Source organism: Pseudomonas syringae, assembly GCF_000737245.1.
In the GTDB taxonomy this organism is placed as follows: Bacteria; Pseudomonadota; Gammaproteobacteria; order Pseudomonadales; family Pseudomonadaceae; genus Aquipseudomonas; species Aquipseudomonas syringae_J.
Map to the genome: position 1 here is coordinate 1 of NZ_JPQU01000045.1, position 17,914 is coordinate 17,914.

Sequence of the window (17,914 nt, forward strand, 5' to 3'; positions counted from 1 at the left end):
CCGGCTTTAGCCGGGAAGAGGCCAGTACATCCACCCGATCTTTATCGTCTGAAATGCCGCCTTCCCGGCTAAAGCCGGTCCCACGTCGTCGCAGCCACTTGCGGGCAAACATAGAATCTCCCACAAAGGATTGCGCCGACCCGGGCCTAGCGACCAAATTGCCTGTCCCGCGATCGTCTACGCTGGCTTATCATTAGCCACCTAACGACGGGGCAGGGTTTACCGCATGCTGGAAATTTTCTACCAAACCCTGGCCATCACCGCGCCGGTCTTTGCCATGTTGTTCCTGGGCGTGCTGCTCAAGCGGATCAACTGGATTGATGACGGCTTCATCATGACCGCGTCGAGTCTGGTGTTTAACGTGACCATGCCCGCGCTGCTGTTTCTGGGCATCATCCACGCTGATCTGCGGGCCGCATTGCAGCCATCGCTGCTGATCTTCTTCTCCGTGATCACCCTGGCAGGTTTCGCATTTGCCTGGCTCTGGGCGATCTGGCGGGTGCCGCTGGTAGACCGCGGGATTTTCGTTCAGGGGGCGTTTCGCGGTAACAATGGCGTGATCGGTCTGGCGCTGGCAGCCAGTATGTACGGTGACTACGGGATTTCCCTGGGGGCCATCCTCGCCGCGCTGGTGATCCTGTTCTATAACGCGCTGTCGACCATAGTGCTCGCGGTTTACAGCCCGGTAATCAAGTCGGACCCGTGGAGTCTGTTCAAAAGCGTGCTGGGCAATCCGCTGATCATCAGCATCATCCTCGCGACGCCCTTTGCCTACTTCAAGATTCCTTTGCCTCACTGGTTCGAGACTTCAGGCAGTTACCTGGCGCAAATGACTTTGCCCCTGGCTTTGATCTGCATCGGCGGAACGCTTTCTCTGAATTCGTTGCGCCAGAGCGGCCAGGTGGCGATCAGTGCCAGTGTGATGAAAATGGTCACCTTGCCGGTGCTCTGCACCTTGGCTGCCTGGTTGTGTGGGTTTCGTGGCGCCGAGTTGGGGATTCTGTTCCTGTACTTCGCCAGCCCGACGGCTGCCTCCAGCTATGTCATGGCCCGTGCGGCTAATGGCAATCACCAGCTTGCGGCGGCAATTATCGTCATCACGACATTGGCAGCGGCAGTCACCACCAATATCGGTATTTTCATCCTGCAGTGGGGCGGTTGGATTTAGGCGTCGACGATGGTCTTGCACGCTGGCTCGATTTCCGGTGGCCGCTGCGCCGGGTAGCGCTGCGGCAGGATGTGTACCGGTGTGGTGACCACCATGCCATCGCTGAACGTGGCTTCGACAAAGCTGGCCGTCCAGCCCTGAACGGGTTTTTTCAGGGTGATCACGAGTCTGTCTGTGCCGCTGTCCAGTTCTTGCGGCTGGTAACGAACGCCACAGGCATAGCGAAAGTCCCGGGCCAGAGGGTTGATGGCCGTCCATTGCACCACCTTGGTGGGCGCTTCTGAAAATGCCACTGCGTAACGTTGCTGGGCTCGGTCCGTATCGCTCTGCATGCTAATTGATGGCATTGGACGGCTTTGACGCAAGCGGTTGATGAACGGTACCAGCGCATTTTCCACGTATTGACGGATGCCGTAATGGCTGGAGTTGGGCGCGACCCGCAGGGCTTTGGCCCCCGGCAGTTGGTTGAAGAAGAACCGTGCGTTGTCCGGTACGAAGAAGTCATCGCCGCTGGCATTGACGATGTATTTGGGGATGGCAAGACGGTGAGCGTAGGCGCTGTCCAGATAGCGCAACGGGTCCTCGATCTGTATGAGTTTGCCGAAGTTGGCGGTCTTGATCTGCTGGGTGATGCCTTCCTGCTGATAGGCACCGAATGCCACGGGCCAGCTTTTCCCGTAAGTCTGCCAGGTGTGTTCCAGCACTTTGTCCATCCCGAGGATGTCGATCACAAAAGGTACGATGGCCGTTATTCGCTCATCAGTCAGCGCTGCCAGCCAACTGGCCCAACCGCGTTTGGATGCTCCGGTGGCGATGAAGCTGTCGACCTTCCACAGCTTCAGCTCGCGCTGAGCGAGGTCCATGGTGCGGATCATTGATTGCATCATGGGGATGTGCAGAGACATCGTTGGGCGCTGCTCGGGATTTTTCAGGAACAGCTTCCAGCTATGCGCGACGCTGTCATCTTCGCGACGCGCAAATCCGTCATCGTTGTAGCCCAGGTATTGATTCGGCACGTTGCTGGTTGTGATGACGATGGTGCGAGTTCGCTTCGCAATCGACAGAGCCATGGTTTCAGTGAAGTCAGTGGCGGGTTCTGCTTCTTTGCGAGGTCTTGGGTAGTTGGTGCCATTGTTGGCCACCAGCAATGCCTGACCGGGCAGCGCACCCTGTGGAATATAGATGGCCACTTCGTGAACCCATTCGCCCGGTTCCACCAAGGCCAGAGGTGACCAGTGTTGCGAGCGCAGTTCGAAGGTGCGTTTTTCGACATCAGGCAGTGACTCGACACCGGTTGCCCGGTAATTGAGATGCTCGGAGGCCTGAGCGTTTTTATAGGCTGTCAGGACCTCGCTGAAATCCGTGATGCCCTTATCCGGGGTCGGTACAGCCACCGAGGCTTGAGCGAGCATGCTGCCGACCGTCAGAAAGGTGAGCACGAGGGTTTTCGAAGACGTCGCCAGATATCGGATGAGGGGCACGGTTTACCTTCCTGAAAGTGTGGTCGGGCAGCGCTGAGGCTGTGTTGCGCTGAAGCCGATCAGTCTTGTTCAGGAAGCAGGTTTCTGCAGTAGGTCTGTTCTGATGGTTCTGTAGGGCAAATCAGATAGTGAAGTGTGAGGTGGCTTCTCTAGCGTCAATGCTGACGCCGCCACGCTCTGATCGTATTGAACGCCACCACGGCTGCCAGGACAGGCAGTACGTAATGCACCATCAAACGTTCGAGTTTGTCTGCCAGAGGCATGCCGGTGGTAAATGACACGATGTGCAGGCCGTAAGCCAGATACAACGCCAGCAGCATCAAGCCTTCCAGGCGAGTGAGCCGGTAGCCGGAATAGAATACAGGCAGGCAAAGCGCCGCAACGCCGAGCATCACCGGCAGGTCGAATTCCAGGGCGTTGGGCGAAACGGAGAGTGGTTCGGGCGCAATCAACGCGGTGAGGCCCAGTACGCCGAGCAGATTGAACAGGTTGCTGCCAATCACGTTGCCAACGGCAATGTCCCGCTCGCCACGCAGCGCGGCCACCAGCGACGTGGTGAGGCCTGGCAGGGACGTGCTGACCGCGATCACCGTCAAGCCGATAACCCGCTCGGACAAGCCCAAGTCCACGGCAATTACCACCGATGCAGCCACCAGCAGGTGACTGCCCATCACCACGAACGCGATACCAGCGACCAAGGCGCACAGACGCAACAGCAATGGCCCGGTGTTATTTGAGCCCTCGCGGCGTCTGGATGGACGGTAGGCAAAGCCCTGCCCGGACTGACGCAGCAGAAGCACCAGGTAGATCAGCAAACCGGTCAGCAGGATGGCCCCATCAAGAGCGGTCAGAACCCCATTGGCTGAAAGCACGAACACCAGCGCGCTGGCGGCGATCATTAGCGGGATTTCCAGGCGCACGAGCTGGCGGGTGACGCGCAGGGGAATAATCAGCGCACACAGGCCCAGCGTCACGAGCACATTGAAGATATTGCCGCCTACGACGCTGCCCACGGTGATGTCGGCGCTGGAGGTGAATGCCGCTTGCAGGCCCACGGCCATTTGAGGCGCGCTGCTGCCCAGTGCGACGAAAGTCAGACCGATGAACAGCGGGCGGATACCCAGCGTGGTCGCCAGGCTCACGGCCGCACGAACCGACAGTTGCGCGCCGATCAGCAGCAACACCAGGCCAGCGGCCCACTGCAGCAGGTTGGGTAGAGGCAGGGAGGAGAGTTCGAGAATTCGGGGCGTCCTTAGTCGACCAGACTTTGTACACGCACGGGCGCAGTGCCGCTGCGCAGCATGCCTAATTGCTCGGCCGCTTCACGGGAGACGTCTATCAGTCGTCCGCGAGTGTGGGGGCCGCGGTCATTGATGCGCACGATAACGGTTTTGTCGTTGTTCAGGTTGGTCACCCGCACCTGGGTGCCAAAAGGCAGCCGCCGGTGAGCGGCGGTAAGTCCGTGCTGATCAAAGCGCTCGCCGCTGGCCGTGCGGTTGCCATGGTGTTGAGAGCCGTAATACGAAGCAGTGCCGGTTTCATCGTAACCACGAGGATCAATGACCCCTGTGGCGCAGCCGGCGAGCAGGGAGAGCAGGGCAGAGGCAGCGAGAAAGCGCAGCATGGAGTGCGATCCTTGGGTGTAGTTGCAAGTATGTAGGAGCGAGCTTGCTCGCGATCGGGTATATCAGCCGATAAATTTACCGACTGGCCCGACCCTATCGCGAGCAAGCTCGCTCCTACAGGTGGTTGTCGCCTGACGAAATCAACCCTCCAGCTTCTTCTTCAACAGCTCATTCACCTGCTGCGGATTAGCCTTGCCTTTGGAAGCTTTCATCGCCTGGCCGACGAAGAAACCGAACATCTTGCCGCGCTTGGCTTCGTCAGCCGCGCGATATTGTTCGACCTGTTCGGCGTTGCCCGCGAGCATTTCGTCGAGCATCGACTCGATAGCGCCGCTGTCGGTGACTTGCTTCAGGCCGCGCTTGTCGATGACTTCGTCAGCGCTGCCTTCACCATTGGCCATGGCTTCGAACACCATCTTGGCGATCTTGCCGGAAATAGTGTTGTCGGTGATGCGTTGCAGCATGCCGCCCAGTTGCTCGGCGCTGACTGGCGATTGTTCGATTTCCAGGCCTTGCTTGTTCAGCAGGCTGCCCAGTTCGACCATGACCCAGTTCGCGGCCAGCTTGGCGTCACCGCTGATGCTCACGACCTTCTCGAAGTAGTCAGCCTGCTCGCGGCTGGAAGCCAGCACGCTGGCGTCATAGGCCGAGAGACCGAACTGGCTCTGGAAACGCTCACGTTTCTGCGGCGGCAATTCCGGCAGAGTGGCGCGGGTTTCTTCGATGAACGAGTCTTCGATGACCACCGGCAGCAAGTCTGGATCGGGGAAGTAACGGTAGTCGTTGGCTTCCTCTTTGCTGCGCATGGCGCGGGTTTCGTCTTTGTTCGGATCGTAAAGACGCGTTTGCTGGATGACCTTGCCGCCGTCTTCTATCAGGTCGATCTGACGCTGGATCTCGCTGTTGATCGCCTTCTCGATGAAGCGGAACGAGTTGACGTTCTTGATCTCGCAGCGGGTACCGAACTCGACCTGGCCTTTCGGGCGGATCGAAACGTTACAGTCGCAACGCAGGGAACCCTCGGCCATGTTGCCGTCACAGATGCCCAGGTAACGAACCAGTGCATGCATGGCTTTGACATAAGCCACTGCTTCCTTGGCCGAACGCATGTCCGGCTCGGAAACGATTTCCAGCAGCGGTGTGCCAGCGCGGTTCAGGTCTATGCCGGTCATGCCGCTGAAGTCTTCGTGCAGGCTTTTGCCAGCGTCTTCTTCAAGGTGCGCTCGGGTGATGCCGACGCGCTTGACCGTGCCGTCTTCAAGGGTGATATCCAGGTGGCCCTTGCCGACAATCGGCAATTCCATCTGACTGATCTGATAACCCTTGGGCAGATCCGGGTAGAAGTAGTTCTTGCGGGCGAACACGTTGTGTTGACCGATCTCGGCGTCTACCGCCAGACCGAACTTCACGGCCATGCGCACGGCTTCTTTATTGAGCACCGGCAGAACACCCGGCATGCCCAGGTCAACCAGGCTGGCCTGGGTGTTGGGTTCGGCGCCGAAAGCGATGGAGCTACCGGAGAAAATCTTCGATTGGGTCGAAAGCTGGGTGTGAATCTCCAGCCCGATGACAACTTCCCATTGCATGTGTTTTCTCCTTAGAAGCCGCTAGGCGCGCGCAGATGCCAATCGGTGACTTGCTGATACTGGTGAGCAACGTTCAGCAAGCGGCCTTCCTGGAAATACGGGGCGAGCAATTGCACGCCCACCGGCAGCCCTTCGACGAAACCGGCTGGCATGGACAAGCCCGGCAAGCCCGCGAGGTTGGCGGTGATGGTGTAGAAGTCTTCCAGGTATTCGGCAATCGGGTCGTTGGTCTTGGTGCCGATTTTCCAGGCCGGGTTAGGCGTGGTCGGGCCGAGGATTACGTCCACTTCGGCGAAGGCAGTCATGAAGTCGTTCTTGATCAGGCGCCGGATTTTCTGCGCCTGCAGGTAGTAAGCGTCGTAATAGCCAGCGGACAGCGCGTAGGCACCGACCATGATCCGGCGCTGAACTTCCGGCCCGAAACCTTCGGCACGAGAGCGTTTGTACAGATCGGTCAGGTCTTTCGGGTCTTCGCAGCGGTAGCCGAAACGCACGCCGTCAAAGCGCGACAGGTTCGACGAGGCTTCAGCCGGGGCGATCACGTAATAAGCCGGGATGCCGTGTTGCAGGTTCGGCAGGCTGATTTCCTTGACCACGGCGCCGAGCTTTTCCAGCTCCTTGACGCTTTGCTGCACCAGATCAGCAATACGCGGATCCAGACCGGCGCTGAAGTATTCTTTCGGAATACCGATGCGCAGGCCCTGCAGTGATGCGTTCAGGCTGGCGCTGTAATCAGGCACCGGTTCGTCGATGCTGGTGGAATCCTGCGGGTCGAAACCGGCCATGCCTTGCAGCAGCAGGGCGCAGTCTTCAGCTGTGCGGGCTAGCGGGCCTGCCTGATCGAGGCTCGACGCATAGGCGATCATGCCCCAGCGCGAAACACGACCGTAGGTCGGCTTCAGGCCGGTGAGGTTGGTCAGTGCGGCTGGCTGGCGAATCGAGCCGCCGGTATCGGTGCCGGTCGCGGCAGGCAGCAGGCGCGCCGCGACAGCAGCGGCCGAACCACCGGAGGAGCCGCCTGGCACGTGCTCAACATTCCACGGGTTTTTCACCGCGCCGTAATGGCTGGATTCGTTGGCCGAGCCCATGGCGAATTCGTCCATGTTGGTCTTGCCCAGCGTGACGGTGCCAGCAGCGGCGAGTTTGGCGACCACGGTGGCGTCATAGGGCGCCTTGAAGTTGTCGAGCATCTTCGAAGCACAGCTGGTGCGGATACCCTGGGTGCAGAACAGATCCTTGTGGGCCAGTGGAGCGCCCAGCAGGGGATTGTTCTCACCGGCAGCGCGACGGGCGTCAGCAGCTTGCGCCTGGGTGATCGCCAGGTCCTCGGTCACGGTGATGAAGCTGTTGAGCTGCGGGTCGAGCTGCGCGATGCGCGTAAGCAGGACACGGGTCAATTCTTCGGAAGAAAACTTTTTATCGGCGAGCCCGCGAGCGATCTCGGCCAGAGTCATTTGATGCATTGAAGGCACATTCCCTTAGTCGATGACTTTTGGAACCAGATAAAGGCCGTCTTGGACCGCTGGTGCGATGGCTTGATAAGTTTCCCGGCGATTACGCTCGGTTACCACGTCTTCGCGCAGCCGTTGGGACGCTTCAAGGGGGTGAGCGAGGGGTTCAATACCGGTGGTATCGACCGCTTGCATCTGGTCAACCAGCCCGAGAATGCTATTAAGTGCTTCGGTAGTACGCGGGATATCGGCGTCATTCAGGCCAAGTCGGGCCAGATGAGCGATCTTTTCCACGTCGGAGCGATCAAGCGCCATGGGGTTCTCCAGTGGAATGCATACGGAGGGTATCCGTGTGTTAGATTGAGGAACACTATCGCATTTCTACGGTCATAAGGCCGCGAACGTCTAGGGTCATGCTCGGAAAAACCGCTAATTTAACATATTGGCTCCTTGCCCAAAATCCCTGTCGTTGTTAGAGTTTGCCGCACTTTTTTACCCACGCGTTCCCTAGGGTCCCTTTCCCATGTTCAAGAAACTGCGTGGCATGTTTTCCAGCGATCTGTCTATCGACCTGGGCACTGCCAACACCCTTATCTACGTGCGTGAGCGCGGTATCGTTCTGAATGAACCATCAGTTGTGGCCATTCGGACCCACGGAAACCAGAAGAGCGTCGTCGCTGTCGGGATGGAAGCCAAGCGCATGCTCGGCCGTACTCCGGGCAACATCGCTGCGATTCGCCCGATGAAAGACGGCGTTATTGCCGATTTCAGCGTGTGCGAAAAGATGCTGCAGTACTTCATCAACAAGGTTCACGAAAACAGCTTCCTGCAGCCTAGCCCTCGCGTGCTGATCTGCGTGCCTTGCAAATCCACTCAGGTAGAGCGTCGCGCCATTCGCGAATCGGCCCTCGGTGCCGGTGCCCGTGAAGTGTTCCTGATCGAAGAGCCAATGGCTGCGGCCATCGGCGCTGGCCTGCCGGTTGAAGAGGCACGCGGCTCGATGGTTGTGGACATCGGTGGTGGTACTACTGAAATCGCCCTGATCTCGCTTAACGGCGTGGTTTACGCTGAATCCGTACGTGTAGGCGGCGACCGCTTCGACGAAGCCATCATCACTTACGTACGTCGCAACTACGGCAGCCTGATCGGCGAGTCCACTGCCGAGCGCATCAAGCAGGAAATCGGTACTGCCTACCCGGGTGGTGAAGTGCGTGAAGTTGACGTGCGTGGCCGGAATCTGGCTGAAGGTGTTCCACGTGCTTTCACACTGAACTCCAACGAAGTGCTTGAAGCGCTGCAAGAGTCCCTGGCGACCATCGTTCAGGCGGTGAAAAGCGCCCTTGAGCAATCGCCGCCAGAGCTGGCTTCGGATATCGCCGAGCGTGGTCTGGTATTGACCGGTGGTGGCGCCTTGCTGCGCGACCTCGACAAATTGCTGGCTCAGGAAACAGGTTTGCCGGTGATCGTTGCCGAAGACCCGCTGACCTGTGTAGCGCGTGGCGGTGGCCGTGCGCTGGAAATGATGGATAAGCACACCATGGACCTGCTCTCCAGCGAGTAATTCGCTGCGAGCACTCTTCATGCAGTCGTTCGTCTACAGGTAGCGCTTTGGCTACCTGTATGCGTTAGGGGTTGTCGATGTTTCAGCGCCGCTGAACGCCGACAGGTCCTATGCTGACGCCAGAATCCGGCGTTACTTTCTCTATCTGTCCAGGCCGGTTTGATGTCGTATGAATAACAACAGCCGATTGAAATCTTGCCCCGGAGGAGCGGCCTATTAAACCGCTTTTCGCAAAAGGCCCATCGCTGGGCGTGCGCCTGTTGGTGCTGGTCGTGTTGTCGGTAGCGCTGATGGTGGTTGATGCGCGGTTTACCGTGCTCAAGCCGGTGCGTAGCCAGATGTCACTGGTCCTGATGCAGTCGTACTGGATCGTCGATCTGCCGCAGCGCTTGTATCAGGGTGTTGCCAGTCAGTTCGGCAGTCGTACCGAGCTGATCGCCGAAAACGAAAAACTCAAGACTGAAGCCTTGCTCCTGCAAGGGCGCCTGCAAAAGCTCGCCGCCCTGACCGAGCAGAACGTTCGGCTGCGCGAGTTGCTCAACTCTTCAGCGCTGGTCAATGAAAAGGTCGAAGTCGCCGAATTGATCGGCATGGACCCGAATCCGTTTACCCATCGGATCATTATCAATAAGGGCGAGCGCGATGGCGTTGTCCTGGGTCAACCGGTGCTCGATGCCCGTGGCCTGATGGGCCAGGTGGTCGAACTGATGCCTTACACCTCGCGGGTGTTGTTGCTCACTGATACGACCCACAGCATTCCAGTGCAGGTCAATCGTAACGGCCTGCGGGCGATTGCCAGCGGCACTGGCAACCCGGAGCGCCTTGAGCTGCGTCATGTAGCGGACACCGCCGACATCAAGGAAGGCGACCTGCTGGTCAGCTCCGGCCTGGGTCAGCGTTTCCCTGCCGGTTATCCGGTGGCGACGGTGAAGGAGGTTGTTCATGACTCCGGTCAGCCGTTCGCTATCGTGCGCGCGGTGCCCACGGCAGCATTGAACCGTAGCCGTTACCTGCTGCTGGTGTTCTCTGATGGCCGCTCACCTGAGGAGCGCGCAGCGGAAGCTGCTCAGGCTCAGGAGTCCGAGAGGGCGGCTAATCCTGCGGCCACTCCAGCCGCCAATGCAGCCACTCCGGCCGCCACGCATTCTGCTCCGGCCAGCCATGGTTCTGCTGCGGCTCCTGCCGTTACTGCTCCTGCCACTGCACCCGCTGCGCCAGCGAGTCGTACGCCAGCCACACCTGCGCCCAAACCGGTGGTGAAGCCAGCCAGCAAGCCGCCCGTCAAGCCAGCCGCAACCCAGCCACCGGCCACTGCGCCTGCCGCCCCTCGGGAGAGAATCGATGGTTAGTCACGCCCCGGGACGTAACGGGTGGGTCGTCTGGTTCACTTTTGCAATCGGCCTGTTGCTGAGCGTTTCGCCTTTGCCGCAATTCATGGAGATCTTCCGCCCGCTGTGGCTGGCGCTCCTGGTCACGTTCTGGGCGCTGTACCTGCCCCATAAGGTGGGCATGGTTACCGCGTGGTTGCTCGGCCTGATGGAAGACGTGCTGTACGGCACATTGCTTGGGCAGAACGCGTTGACCCTGTGCCTGATTACGTTCCTGGTGATGTCTCTACAACAACGCTTGCGCATGTTTCCCATGTGGCAGCAGTGTCTGATTCTGTTAGTGATTTTCGGCCTCGCCCAACTGGCGCAGCTGTGGCTCAGTGCCTTGACCGGCAATCGCCAGCCGACCCTTGCGCTGGTGTTGCCAGCGCTGGTCAGCGCGCTGTTGTGGCCATGGGTCAGCTATGGCATGCGAGGGTTGAGCAAGCGTTTGAAAATCAATTGACGCAGCGTGAATGTCGAGCGGTGTGAAACGCTTCGCGCCTCTCGACGTCACGATCATCGACACGGAGATGTCCCCATGCCCCAGCTCTTTCTGGCTTCAGGTTCGCCGCGCCGCCGGGAACTACTGACTCAGATCGGCGTGCCTTTCAAGGTGCTCAGCGCCGAGATCGACGAAACCCCCTTATCCAATGAATCTGCTTCGGCGTATGTTGAGCGGCTTGCCTGTGGCAAGGCCGAGGCTGGGCGGGCGACGTTGGGTGATGATCAAGGTTGCGTACTGGGGGCCGACACCGCCGTAGTGCTGGATGGACGAATCCTCGGCAAACCGGTCGATGAAGCCGACGCCTTGGCAATGCTCACGGCGTTGTCCGGACGGGAGCACGAGGTATTGACCGCTATTGCGCTGCTGGGGCCACAGGGTTGCGAAACCCGCGTGGTCAGCAGTCGCGTTCGCTTTCGCCGGATTTCCCCTGCCGAACTCAAAGCCTACTGGGCGAGTGGCGAGCCTCGGGACAAAGCAGGCAGTTATGCTGTGCAAGGCCTGGCGGCTATTTTTGTCGAGAGTCTGCAAGGCAGCTATTCAGCGGTGGTCGGCCTGCCGCTGTGCGAAACCGCAGAACTGCTCGGCCATTTCGGCATACCCTGTTGGCAATGCCTGGAAGGTGACAAGCCATGAGTGAAGAGATTCTGATCAACATCACACCGATGGAGTCGCGTGTGGCAGTGGTCGAAAACGGTGTTCTGCAAGAAGTGCATGTGGAGCGCACCCAGCGTCGGGGTATCGTCGGCAATATTTATAAAGGCAAGGTCGTTCGGGTTTTGCCTGGCATGCAGGCGGCGTTTATCGACATCGGGCTGGACCGTGCCGCATTCATTCATGCATCGGAAATCTCCATGCGTGAAGGCCCTGCGGTGGAAAGCATCGCTTCGCTGGTCCACGAAGGCCAGAGCCTGGTGGTGCAGGTCACCAAGGACCCTATCGGCAGCAAAGGCGCACGGCTGACCACGCAGTTGTCGATCCCTTCGCGGTATCTGGTGTACATGCCCAGGACTGCACACGTGGGGATCTCGCTGAAGATCGAAGATGAGGCCGAGCGCGAACGTCTGAAGAAAGTTGTCACCGATTGCGTCGCGCTGGAAGGCATCAAGGAAGCGGGCGGGTTCATCCTGCGCACCGCGGCCGAAGGTGCCGGTGCAGATGAAATACTCATGGACATCCGTTATCTGCGCCGCCTCTGGGATCAGATTGGTGAGCAGATCAAGACCGTCAGTCCGCCCAATGTGATTTATGAAGATCTCGGTCTGGCACTGCGCACTCTGCGTGATCTGGTCAGCCCGCGTATCGAAAAAATTCGCATCGATTCCCGGGAAACCTTCCAGAGAACCACGCAATTCGTCGCCGAGCTGATGCCGGAAATCGCTGATCGCCTTGAGCATTACCCAGGTGAGCGGCCGATTTTCGACCTGTACGGTGTTGAAGATGAAATCCAGAAGGCACTGGAGCGCAAGGTGCCGCTCAAGTCTGGTGGCTATCTGGTGATCGATCCGGCTGAAGCGATGAGCACCATCGACGTCAATACCGGGGCGTTCGTCGGCCATCGCAACCTTGAAGAAACCATCTTCAAGACCAACCTGGAAGCGGCAACGGCTATTGCCCGGCAACTGCGTCTGCGCAATCTGGGCGGCATCATCATTATCGACTTCATCGACATGGAAGACGGTGAGCATCAGCGCCAGGTCTTACGCACCCTGGAGAAGCAGCTGGAGCGCGACCACGCCAAGACCAACATCATCGGCATCACTGAGCTGGGTTTGGTGCAAATGACCCGCAAGCGGACCCGTGAGAGTCTTGAGCAGGTGCTTTGCGAGCCTTGTCACGCTTGCCAGGGTCGCGGCAAGTTGAAAACCCCGGAAACGGTCTGTTACGAGATTTTTCGCGAAATCCTGCGCGAAGCCCGTGCCTATCAGGCGGTGGGCTACCGTGTATTGGCTAACCAGAGAGTTGTGGACCGGCTGCTCGACGAGGAGTCCGGCAATGTGGCGGAGCTGGAAAGCTTTATTGGCCGCACGATCCGCTTTCAGGTAGAAACCATGTATTCCCAGGAACAATACGACGTGGTGCTGCTCTGAGGTGGTAGTGCTCTGACTTGCTCTGTCCTGAAGAGCCGCGTTTGCCAAATGAACTGATAACGGTGCCCCAGGGCCAGCGGCAAGGAAGCCGTTATAACGAGAAATATGCGTGAGCAATGAGCAAACCCCTGACAGCACCTGCACTATTGAGTCGGGCCATTTCACGCAAGTCGTCGGTAGCGTACTGCGGTTCGCGAGGGCTCTGACATGAGCCGCCTGACAGGTTTTTTTGGAACGTTGACGCGTTGGAGTCTGAGCCTCTGCGCGCTGGTTGTGGTCCTGGCTGCGTTGTACGTCAGCGTGGGTCGTGAGCTGACGCCGTTGATCGCCGGTTATCGCGTCGAGGTGCAGAGCAAGGCACAGGAAGCCTTGGCCATGCCTCTGGGTATTGGCAGTCTGCAAGGCAGCTGGCGCGGGTTTTCTCCGGTGTTCATTGCAAATGATGTGATGCTCGGCGAAGGGGCCCATTCCGTCCGTCTGGATGAGGTGCGCGCTGAACCAGATATCTGGGCCAGCCTGCTGGCCTGGGATCTGCGCCTTTCTCATGTGCAGGTCGAAGGTCTGCAGCTGAGCGTGAAGGAAGATCAGGCCGGCCATTGGGCATTGCAAGGCCTGCCGGTCAGCGATGACAAACCGCTTGATCCTGAGCAGTTGCTCAATCAGATGCAGATGGTTTCCCGACTATCCCTGTCCAACAGCCAGGTTACCCTGCAGCCGTTCGGGCAGACTCCGCTGACTCTCACCTACGTCAATCTCAGCCTGGCCACTGGCTCCAGCCGTCAGCGTCTGGATGCGCGCTTGACCCTGCCGGATGGGCAACCGCTGGCCCTGAATGTGCGCTCGCGAGTTGAAGCTAAAGCCTGGAAAGAGGGCGAGGCCGAAGTGTACCTCAGCCTGCCGCAAAGTGACTGGGCCCACTGGTTACCGAAAACCCTCACCCGTCAGGTGAGCGTTTCTACCCTCAAGGCCGGTGGTGAATTCTGGCTGACCTGGGGTAAGGGCACGCTGCAAACCGCGGTCGCCCGACTTAATGCACCACAGATCAAAGCCGGTTATGCCGCCCGTAAAGCGTCGAAAATCGACAATCTTGCGCTGAACGCCTGGTTTCGTCGCACGGATGAAGGCTTTGACGTCAACGTGAACTCGCTGGCCATGGACTTGGGCAGCAAACGTTGGGAAAGCCGCGTGCAGCTCAATCAGACAGCCGCGACGGCTGAGCGTGAAGAGTTATGGCATGTGCAGGCCGATCGACTGGACCTCACGCCCATTACGCCCTTGCTTGAATCCATGGCTCCGCTGCCGGATTTGCTGATGGAGGTGGTCCACAACCTGAAGGTTACCGGTGCACTGCGTAACGTATTGCTGGATCTTCGTCCTCAGGCTGAAGGCGACAAGCGTCTGAGTTTCGCTGCCAATCTTGAAAACGTCGGCTTCAACGCATACCACGGCGCGCCGGCTGCCGGAAATGTCAGCGGCGCGATCAGTGGAGATCTGGGGCAGGGCGAACTGCGCCTGGCGTCTGACAACTTCATGCTGCACCTGTACCCGATTTTCAATAATCCCTGGACTTACCCCAAAGCCAACGCGCGCCTGACCTGGCGGCTGGACAGCGAAACCTTCACTCTGATCGCCCCGTATATCAAGGTGCTGGGGGACGAAGGCAAGATTGCCGCTGACTTCCTGATCCGCCTGCATCTGGATCATGAGCGCGCTCAGGAAGATTACATGGACCTGCGCGTCGGCATGGTCGACGGCGACGGTAGCTACACCAGCAAATACCTGCCAGCGGTACTCAGCCCGGCCCTGGATGAATGGCTGCGCACAGCTATCGTGGGCGGCAAGGTCGATCAAGGCTTCTTTCAGTACCAGGGCTCGCTGACCAAGAACGCTCCGCAGACCGCTCAGGTCATCAGTCTGTTCTTCAAGGTGCGTGATGCGACTCTGGCTTTCCAGCCGGGCTGGCCGCAGTTGACCGGCGTTGACGGCAAGGTCTATGTCGAAAACAGCGGTGTGCGGATCAAAGCCAGCAAAGGCAAGTTGCTCAACACCGATGTCAGCAACGTGCGGGTGAACATCCCGCACGCGGCCGCCGGGCAGCCCAGCCATTTGCTGGTGGACGGCGATTTCGTCGGCCAGTTGGCTGATGGCGTCAAGATTCTGCAAGAAGCGCCTATCGGCACCGCCAGTACCTTCGCCGGATGGCAAGGAGAGGGGCCGCTTAATGGCAAGCTGAAACTGGATATCCCGCTGGTCAAAGGCCAGGAGCCCAAGATCGCCGTGGACTTCAGTACCGAAAAGGCGCGCCTGAAGATCAGTGAGCCGGTACTGGAACTGACTCAGCTCAAGGGTGATTTCCGCTTCGACAATGCCAAAGGCTTGAGCGGCAAAGGGGTTCGCGCGCAAGCGTTCGACCGTCCGATCACGGCCGAAATTGCCGCCGAGGGCAAGCCGGGCGCCAACCTCACTCGTGTGGTTGCGAACGGCCAGATCGCGGTGCCGAAACTCAGCGAGTGGCTGGGTGTGACTCAGGCATTGCCGGTCTCTGGCGAATTGCCGTATCAACTGCAGCTGACGCTGGGTAACGACAGCCAATTGCGGATCAACTCCAGTCTCAAAGGCACCGTCATCGATCTGCCCGCGCCGTTTGGCAAATTGGCCGACGATACCCGTGACAGCGAGTTCCGCATGAGCTTGCAAGGCCCTGAGCGGCGTTACAACTTCAGCTACGGCAGTCTCGCCAACCTGGCTTTCGCCTCGCCACCCGGCAAGCTGGGTGATGGCCGTGGCGAGTTGTTCCTCGGTGATGGTGGGGCGATCGTGCCGGAGGCTAAGGGGTTGCGGGTTCGTGGATCGCTGAGCGAACTGGATATCACACCGTGGCAGGCCATGGTGACCAAGTATGCCGGAGACGATCCAGGCTCCAGCGCCAAGCAGGTAGTGAATAACGTCGACCTGCAAATTGGCAAGCTGACTGCCATGGGCACCACGCTGAATCAGGCCGATGTCCAGCTCAAACGCAGTGCCACGGCCTGGACGCTGGCGCTGGACAGCCAGTTGATCAAAGGCAGTGCGACCCTGCCGGACGCGAAAACCGCCCCCATTGGCATCGATCTGCTTTACGTACGGCTTCCGGCTTCTGATCCGAACGCAGCAGTCGTCGAGAACGCCCCTGACCCACTGGCCGATGTTGACCCCAGCAAAGTGCCTGCGATGAACATCAAGATCACCCAGGTTTTCCAGGGTGATCAATTGGTAGGAGCCTGGTCTCTGAAAACCCGGCCGACGGCAACCGGCATCCGTTTTTCCGACGTCAGCATGGGCCTCAAAGGGCTGTTGTTGCAGGGCGAAGGGGTGTGGGAAGGCACGCCCGGCGCGACCAGCAGTTGGTACAAAGGTCGCCTGGATGGCAGGAATCTGGCGGATGTCCTCAAAGGCTGGGGCTTTGCGCCTACTGTAACCAGCGAAGATTTTGAACTGAACGCTGACGGGCGTTGGCCGGGTTCGCCCGCCTGGGTGGCGCTCAAGCGTTTCTCAGGCAGCCTCGATGCGACCTTGCGTCAGGGTCAGTTCGTTGAAGTCGAGGGCGGTGCGCAGGCGTTGCGAGTTTTTGGTCTGCTGAATTTCAACTCTATCGGTCGACGCCTGCGTCTGGACTTCTCTGATCTGCTGGGCAAAGGGTTGAGCTACGATCGCGTCAAGGGCCTGCTGGTCGCCAGCGATGGTGTCTACGTGACCCGAAAGCCCATCACCCTGACCGGGCCGTCGAGCAATCTTGAGCTCAATGGCACGCTGGACATGGTGAAGGATCGCGTCGATGCCAAGTTGCTGGTGACCTTGCCGGTAACCAATAACCTGCCAATCGCTGCGTTGATCGTCGGTGCGCCGGCCATCGGCGGTGCGTTGTTCCTGGTCGACAAGCTGCTGGGCGACAGGGTCGCGCGTTTCGCCAGCGTCCAGTACAAGGTCGAAGGTCCGTGGAAAGAGCCCAAGATTACTTTCGACAAGCCGTTCGAGAAGCCCCAGTAGGTTGCGGTGGAGTAGAGTAAGACCCATCGCCGGGCTGTCACGGAACAAACATGAGAAGCTGTAGGAGCGCGCTTGCCCGCCATAGCGTCCGGCCAAGCAATAATTTTTTCACTGGACCAACGCTATCGCGGGCAAGCGCGCTCCTACTGAAAGCGCATTCCTTTCAGAACGTTGCGATTTGTTGAATAAGAGGGCGCCATGTCTTTTGCCGTGATCCAAATGGTCAGCCAGAGCGACGTACTAGGCAATCTGGCTCAGGCTCGGCAGTTGCTGGAGCAGGCTGCGGCCTCCGGTGCGCGGCTTGCCGTGCTGCCGGAAAACTTCGCTGCCATGGGTCGACGCGATGTGGCTGATATCGGTCGGGCAGAAGCCCACGGGCACGGCCCGATCCTGCCATGGTTGAAACTGGCCGCCCGCGACCTCAAGTTATGGATAGTCGCCGGGACTTTGCCGCTGCCGCCGAGTGATCGGCCTGATGAAAAAGTTACCGCCTGTTCGCTACTGATTGATGAACACGGCGAGCGCGTCGCACGTTACGACAAGTTGCATCTGTTCGATGTCGATGTGGCTGATGCCCGGGGCCGCTATCGCGAATCCGATGACTATGCTCATGGCAGTAACGTCGTGGTTGCCGACACGCCGGTGGGTCGTCTGGGTTTGAGCGTGTGCTACGACCTGCGCTTCCCTGAGTTGTATAGCGCGCTGCGTGAAGCGGGCGCCGAATTGATTACTGCGCCGTCGGCCTTCACGGCTGTTACCGGCGCGGCGCACTGGGACATTCTGATCCGGGCGCGGGCCATCGAAACCCAATGCTACCTGCTGGCGGCCGCGCAGGGCGGAACTCATCCGGGGCCACGGGACACATACGGGCATGCCGCGATCATCGATCCTTGGGGTCGAGTCCTGGCCGAGCAGCCACAGGGTGAGGCGGTGCTGTTGGCCGAACGCGACATTGAAGAACAGGCGTCCATACGGGCGCGGATGCCGGTGTCCAGTCACCGGCGATTTTTTTCGCAGGACGCATTGCTGCGGCCTGCGCAGACCTCGGAGTGAA

Annotated in this window: 14 protein-coding genes; 8 read left to right on the forward strand and 6 right to left on the reverse strand. The window is 59.3% G+C overall.

Annotation, left to right across the window (positions count from 1 at the left end; all coding sequences use genetic code 11):
* Positions 1 to 226 precede the first annotated feature (226 nt).
* Entirely contained in the window at positions 227 to 1,168 is a 942-nt protein-coding gene (locus tag IV01_RS09705; RefSeq protein ID WP_032629573.1) for an AEC family transporter, read from the forward strand.
* On the opposite strand, the gene IV01_RS09700 is transcribed toward IV01_RS09705, so the two are convergent.
* The 6 genes from IV01_RS09700 to gatC form a co-directional block, all read right to left on the reverse strand.
* Entirely contained in the window at positions 1,165 to 2,649 is a 1,485-nt protein-coding gene (locus tag IV01_RS09700) for a PhoPQ-activated pathogenicity-related family protein (protein WP_229636133.1), read from the reverse strand. The two genes, IV01_RS09705 and IV01_RS09700, sit on opposite strands and share 4 nt — an antisense overlap.
* A 155-nt stretch (positions 2,650 to 2,804) precedes the next feature.
* The gene (locus IV01_RS09695; protein ID WP_032629575.1) at positions 2,805 to 3,857 is read right to left on the reverse strand and encodes a calcium/sodium antiporter; all 1,053 of its coding nucleotides are present in this window, start codon (positions 3,855 to 3,857) and stop codon (positions 2,805 to 2,807) included.
* A 44-nt stretch (positions 3,858 to 3,901) separates the two neighbouring features.
* The gene (locus IV01_RS09690; protein WP_032629576.1) at positions 3,902 to 4,273 is read right to left on the reverse strand and encodes a septal ring lytic transglycosylase RlpA family protein; all 372 of its coding nucleotides are present in this window, start codon (positions 4,271 to 4,273) and stop codon (positions 3,902 to 3,904) included.
* 141 nt (positions 4,274 to 4,414) lie between these two features.
* Positions 4,415 to 5,860: an Asp-tRNA(Asn)/Glu-tRNA(Gln) amidotransferase subunit GatB gene (gene gatB / locus IV01_RS09685; protein ID WP_032629578.1), complete on the reverse strand. Its 1,446-nt coding sequence runs from the start codon at positions 5,858 to 5,860 to the stop codon at positions 4,415 to 4,417.
* Positions 5,861 to 5,871: 11 nt separating this feature from the next.
* The gene (gene gatA, locus IV01_RS09680) at positions 5,872 to 7,323 is read right to left on the reverse strand and encodes an Asp-tRNA(Asn)/Glu-tRNA(Gln) amidotransferase subunit GatA (protein WP_032629579.1); all 1,452 of its coding nucleotides are present in this window, start codon (positions 7,321 to 7,323) and stop codon (positions 5,872 to 5,874) included.
* A 15-nt stretch (positions 7,324 to 7,338) separates the two neighbouring features.
* On the reverse strand, positions 7,339 to 7,626 hold the full coding sequence (gene gatC, locus IV01_RS09675) for an Asp-tRNA(Asn)/Glu-tRNA(Gln) amidotransferase subunit GatC (protein ID WP_032629580.1): 288 nt from the start codon (positions 7,624 to 7,626) through the stop codon (positions 7,339 to 7,341).
* A gap of 208 nt (positions 7,627 to 7,834) precedes the next feature.
* Here gatC and mreB point away from each other — a divergent pair, with 208 nt between their 5' ends.
* From mreB to IV01_RS09640, 7 genes are all read left to right on the forward strand, one after another.
* Positions 7,835 to 8,872, forward strand: a complete 1,038-nt coding sequence (mreB, locus tag IV01_RS09670) for a rod shape-determining protein MreB (protein WP_020292894.1) — start codon at positions 7,835 to 7,837, stop codon at positions 8,870 to 8,872.
* A 245-nt stretch (positions 8,873 to 9,117) separates the two neighbouring features.
* A complete protein-coding gene (gene mreC, locus IV01_RS09665) occupies positions 9,118 to 10,221 on the forward strand; it encodes a rod shape-determining protein MreC (RefSeq protein ID WP_229636136.1) in 1,104 nt (367 codons plus the stop codon).
* The gene (gene mreD, locus IV01_RS09660) at positions 10,214 to 10,705 is read left to right on the forward strand and encodes a rod shape-determining protein MreD (protein WP_032629582.1); all 492 of its coding nucleotides are present in this window, start codon (positions 10,214 to 10,216) and stop codon (positions 10,703 to 10,705) included. The genes mreC and mreD overlap by 8 nt, the downstream gene beginning before the upstream one ends.
* A 75-nt stretch (positions 10,706 to 10,780) precedes the next feature.
* Complete coding sequence (locus tag IV01_RS09655; protein ID WP_032629583.1) at positions 10,781 to 11,380, forward strand: Maf family protein; 600 nt, start codon at positions 10,781 to 10,783, stop codon at positions 11,378 to 11,380.
* Positions 11,377 to 12,834 carry a ribonuclease G gene (gene rng, locus IV01_RS09650; protein WP_032629586.1) on the forward strand — a complete coding sequence of 486 codons (1,458 nt, stop codon included), beginning with the start codon at positions 11,377 to 11,379 and terminating at the stop codon, positions 12,832 to 12,834. The genes IV01_RS09655 and rng overlap by 4 nt, the downstream gene beginning before the upstream one ends.
* A 207-nt stretch (positions 12,835 to 13,041) precedes the next feature.
* Positions 13,042 to 16,860: a YhdP family protein gene (locus IV01_RS09645; RefSeq protein WP_032629588.1), complete on the forward strand. Its 3,819-nt coding sequence runs from the start codon at positions 13,042 to 13,044 to the stop codon at positions 16,858 to 16,860.
* A gap of 198 nt (positions 16,861 to 17,058) precedes the next feature.
* On the forward strand, positions 17,059 to 17,913 hold the full coding sequence (locus tag IV01_RS09640) for a carbon-nitrogen hydrolase family protein (RefSeq protein ID WP_032629590.1): 855 nt from the start codon (positions 17,059 to 17,061) through the stop codon (positions 17,911 to 17,913).
* The last annotated feature ends 1 nt before the right edge of the window (position 17,914 follow it).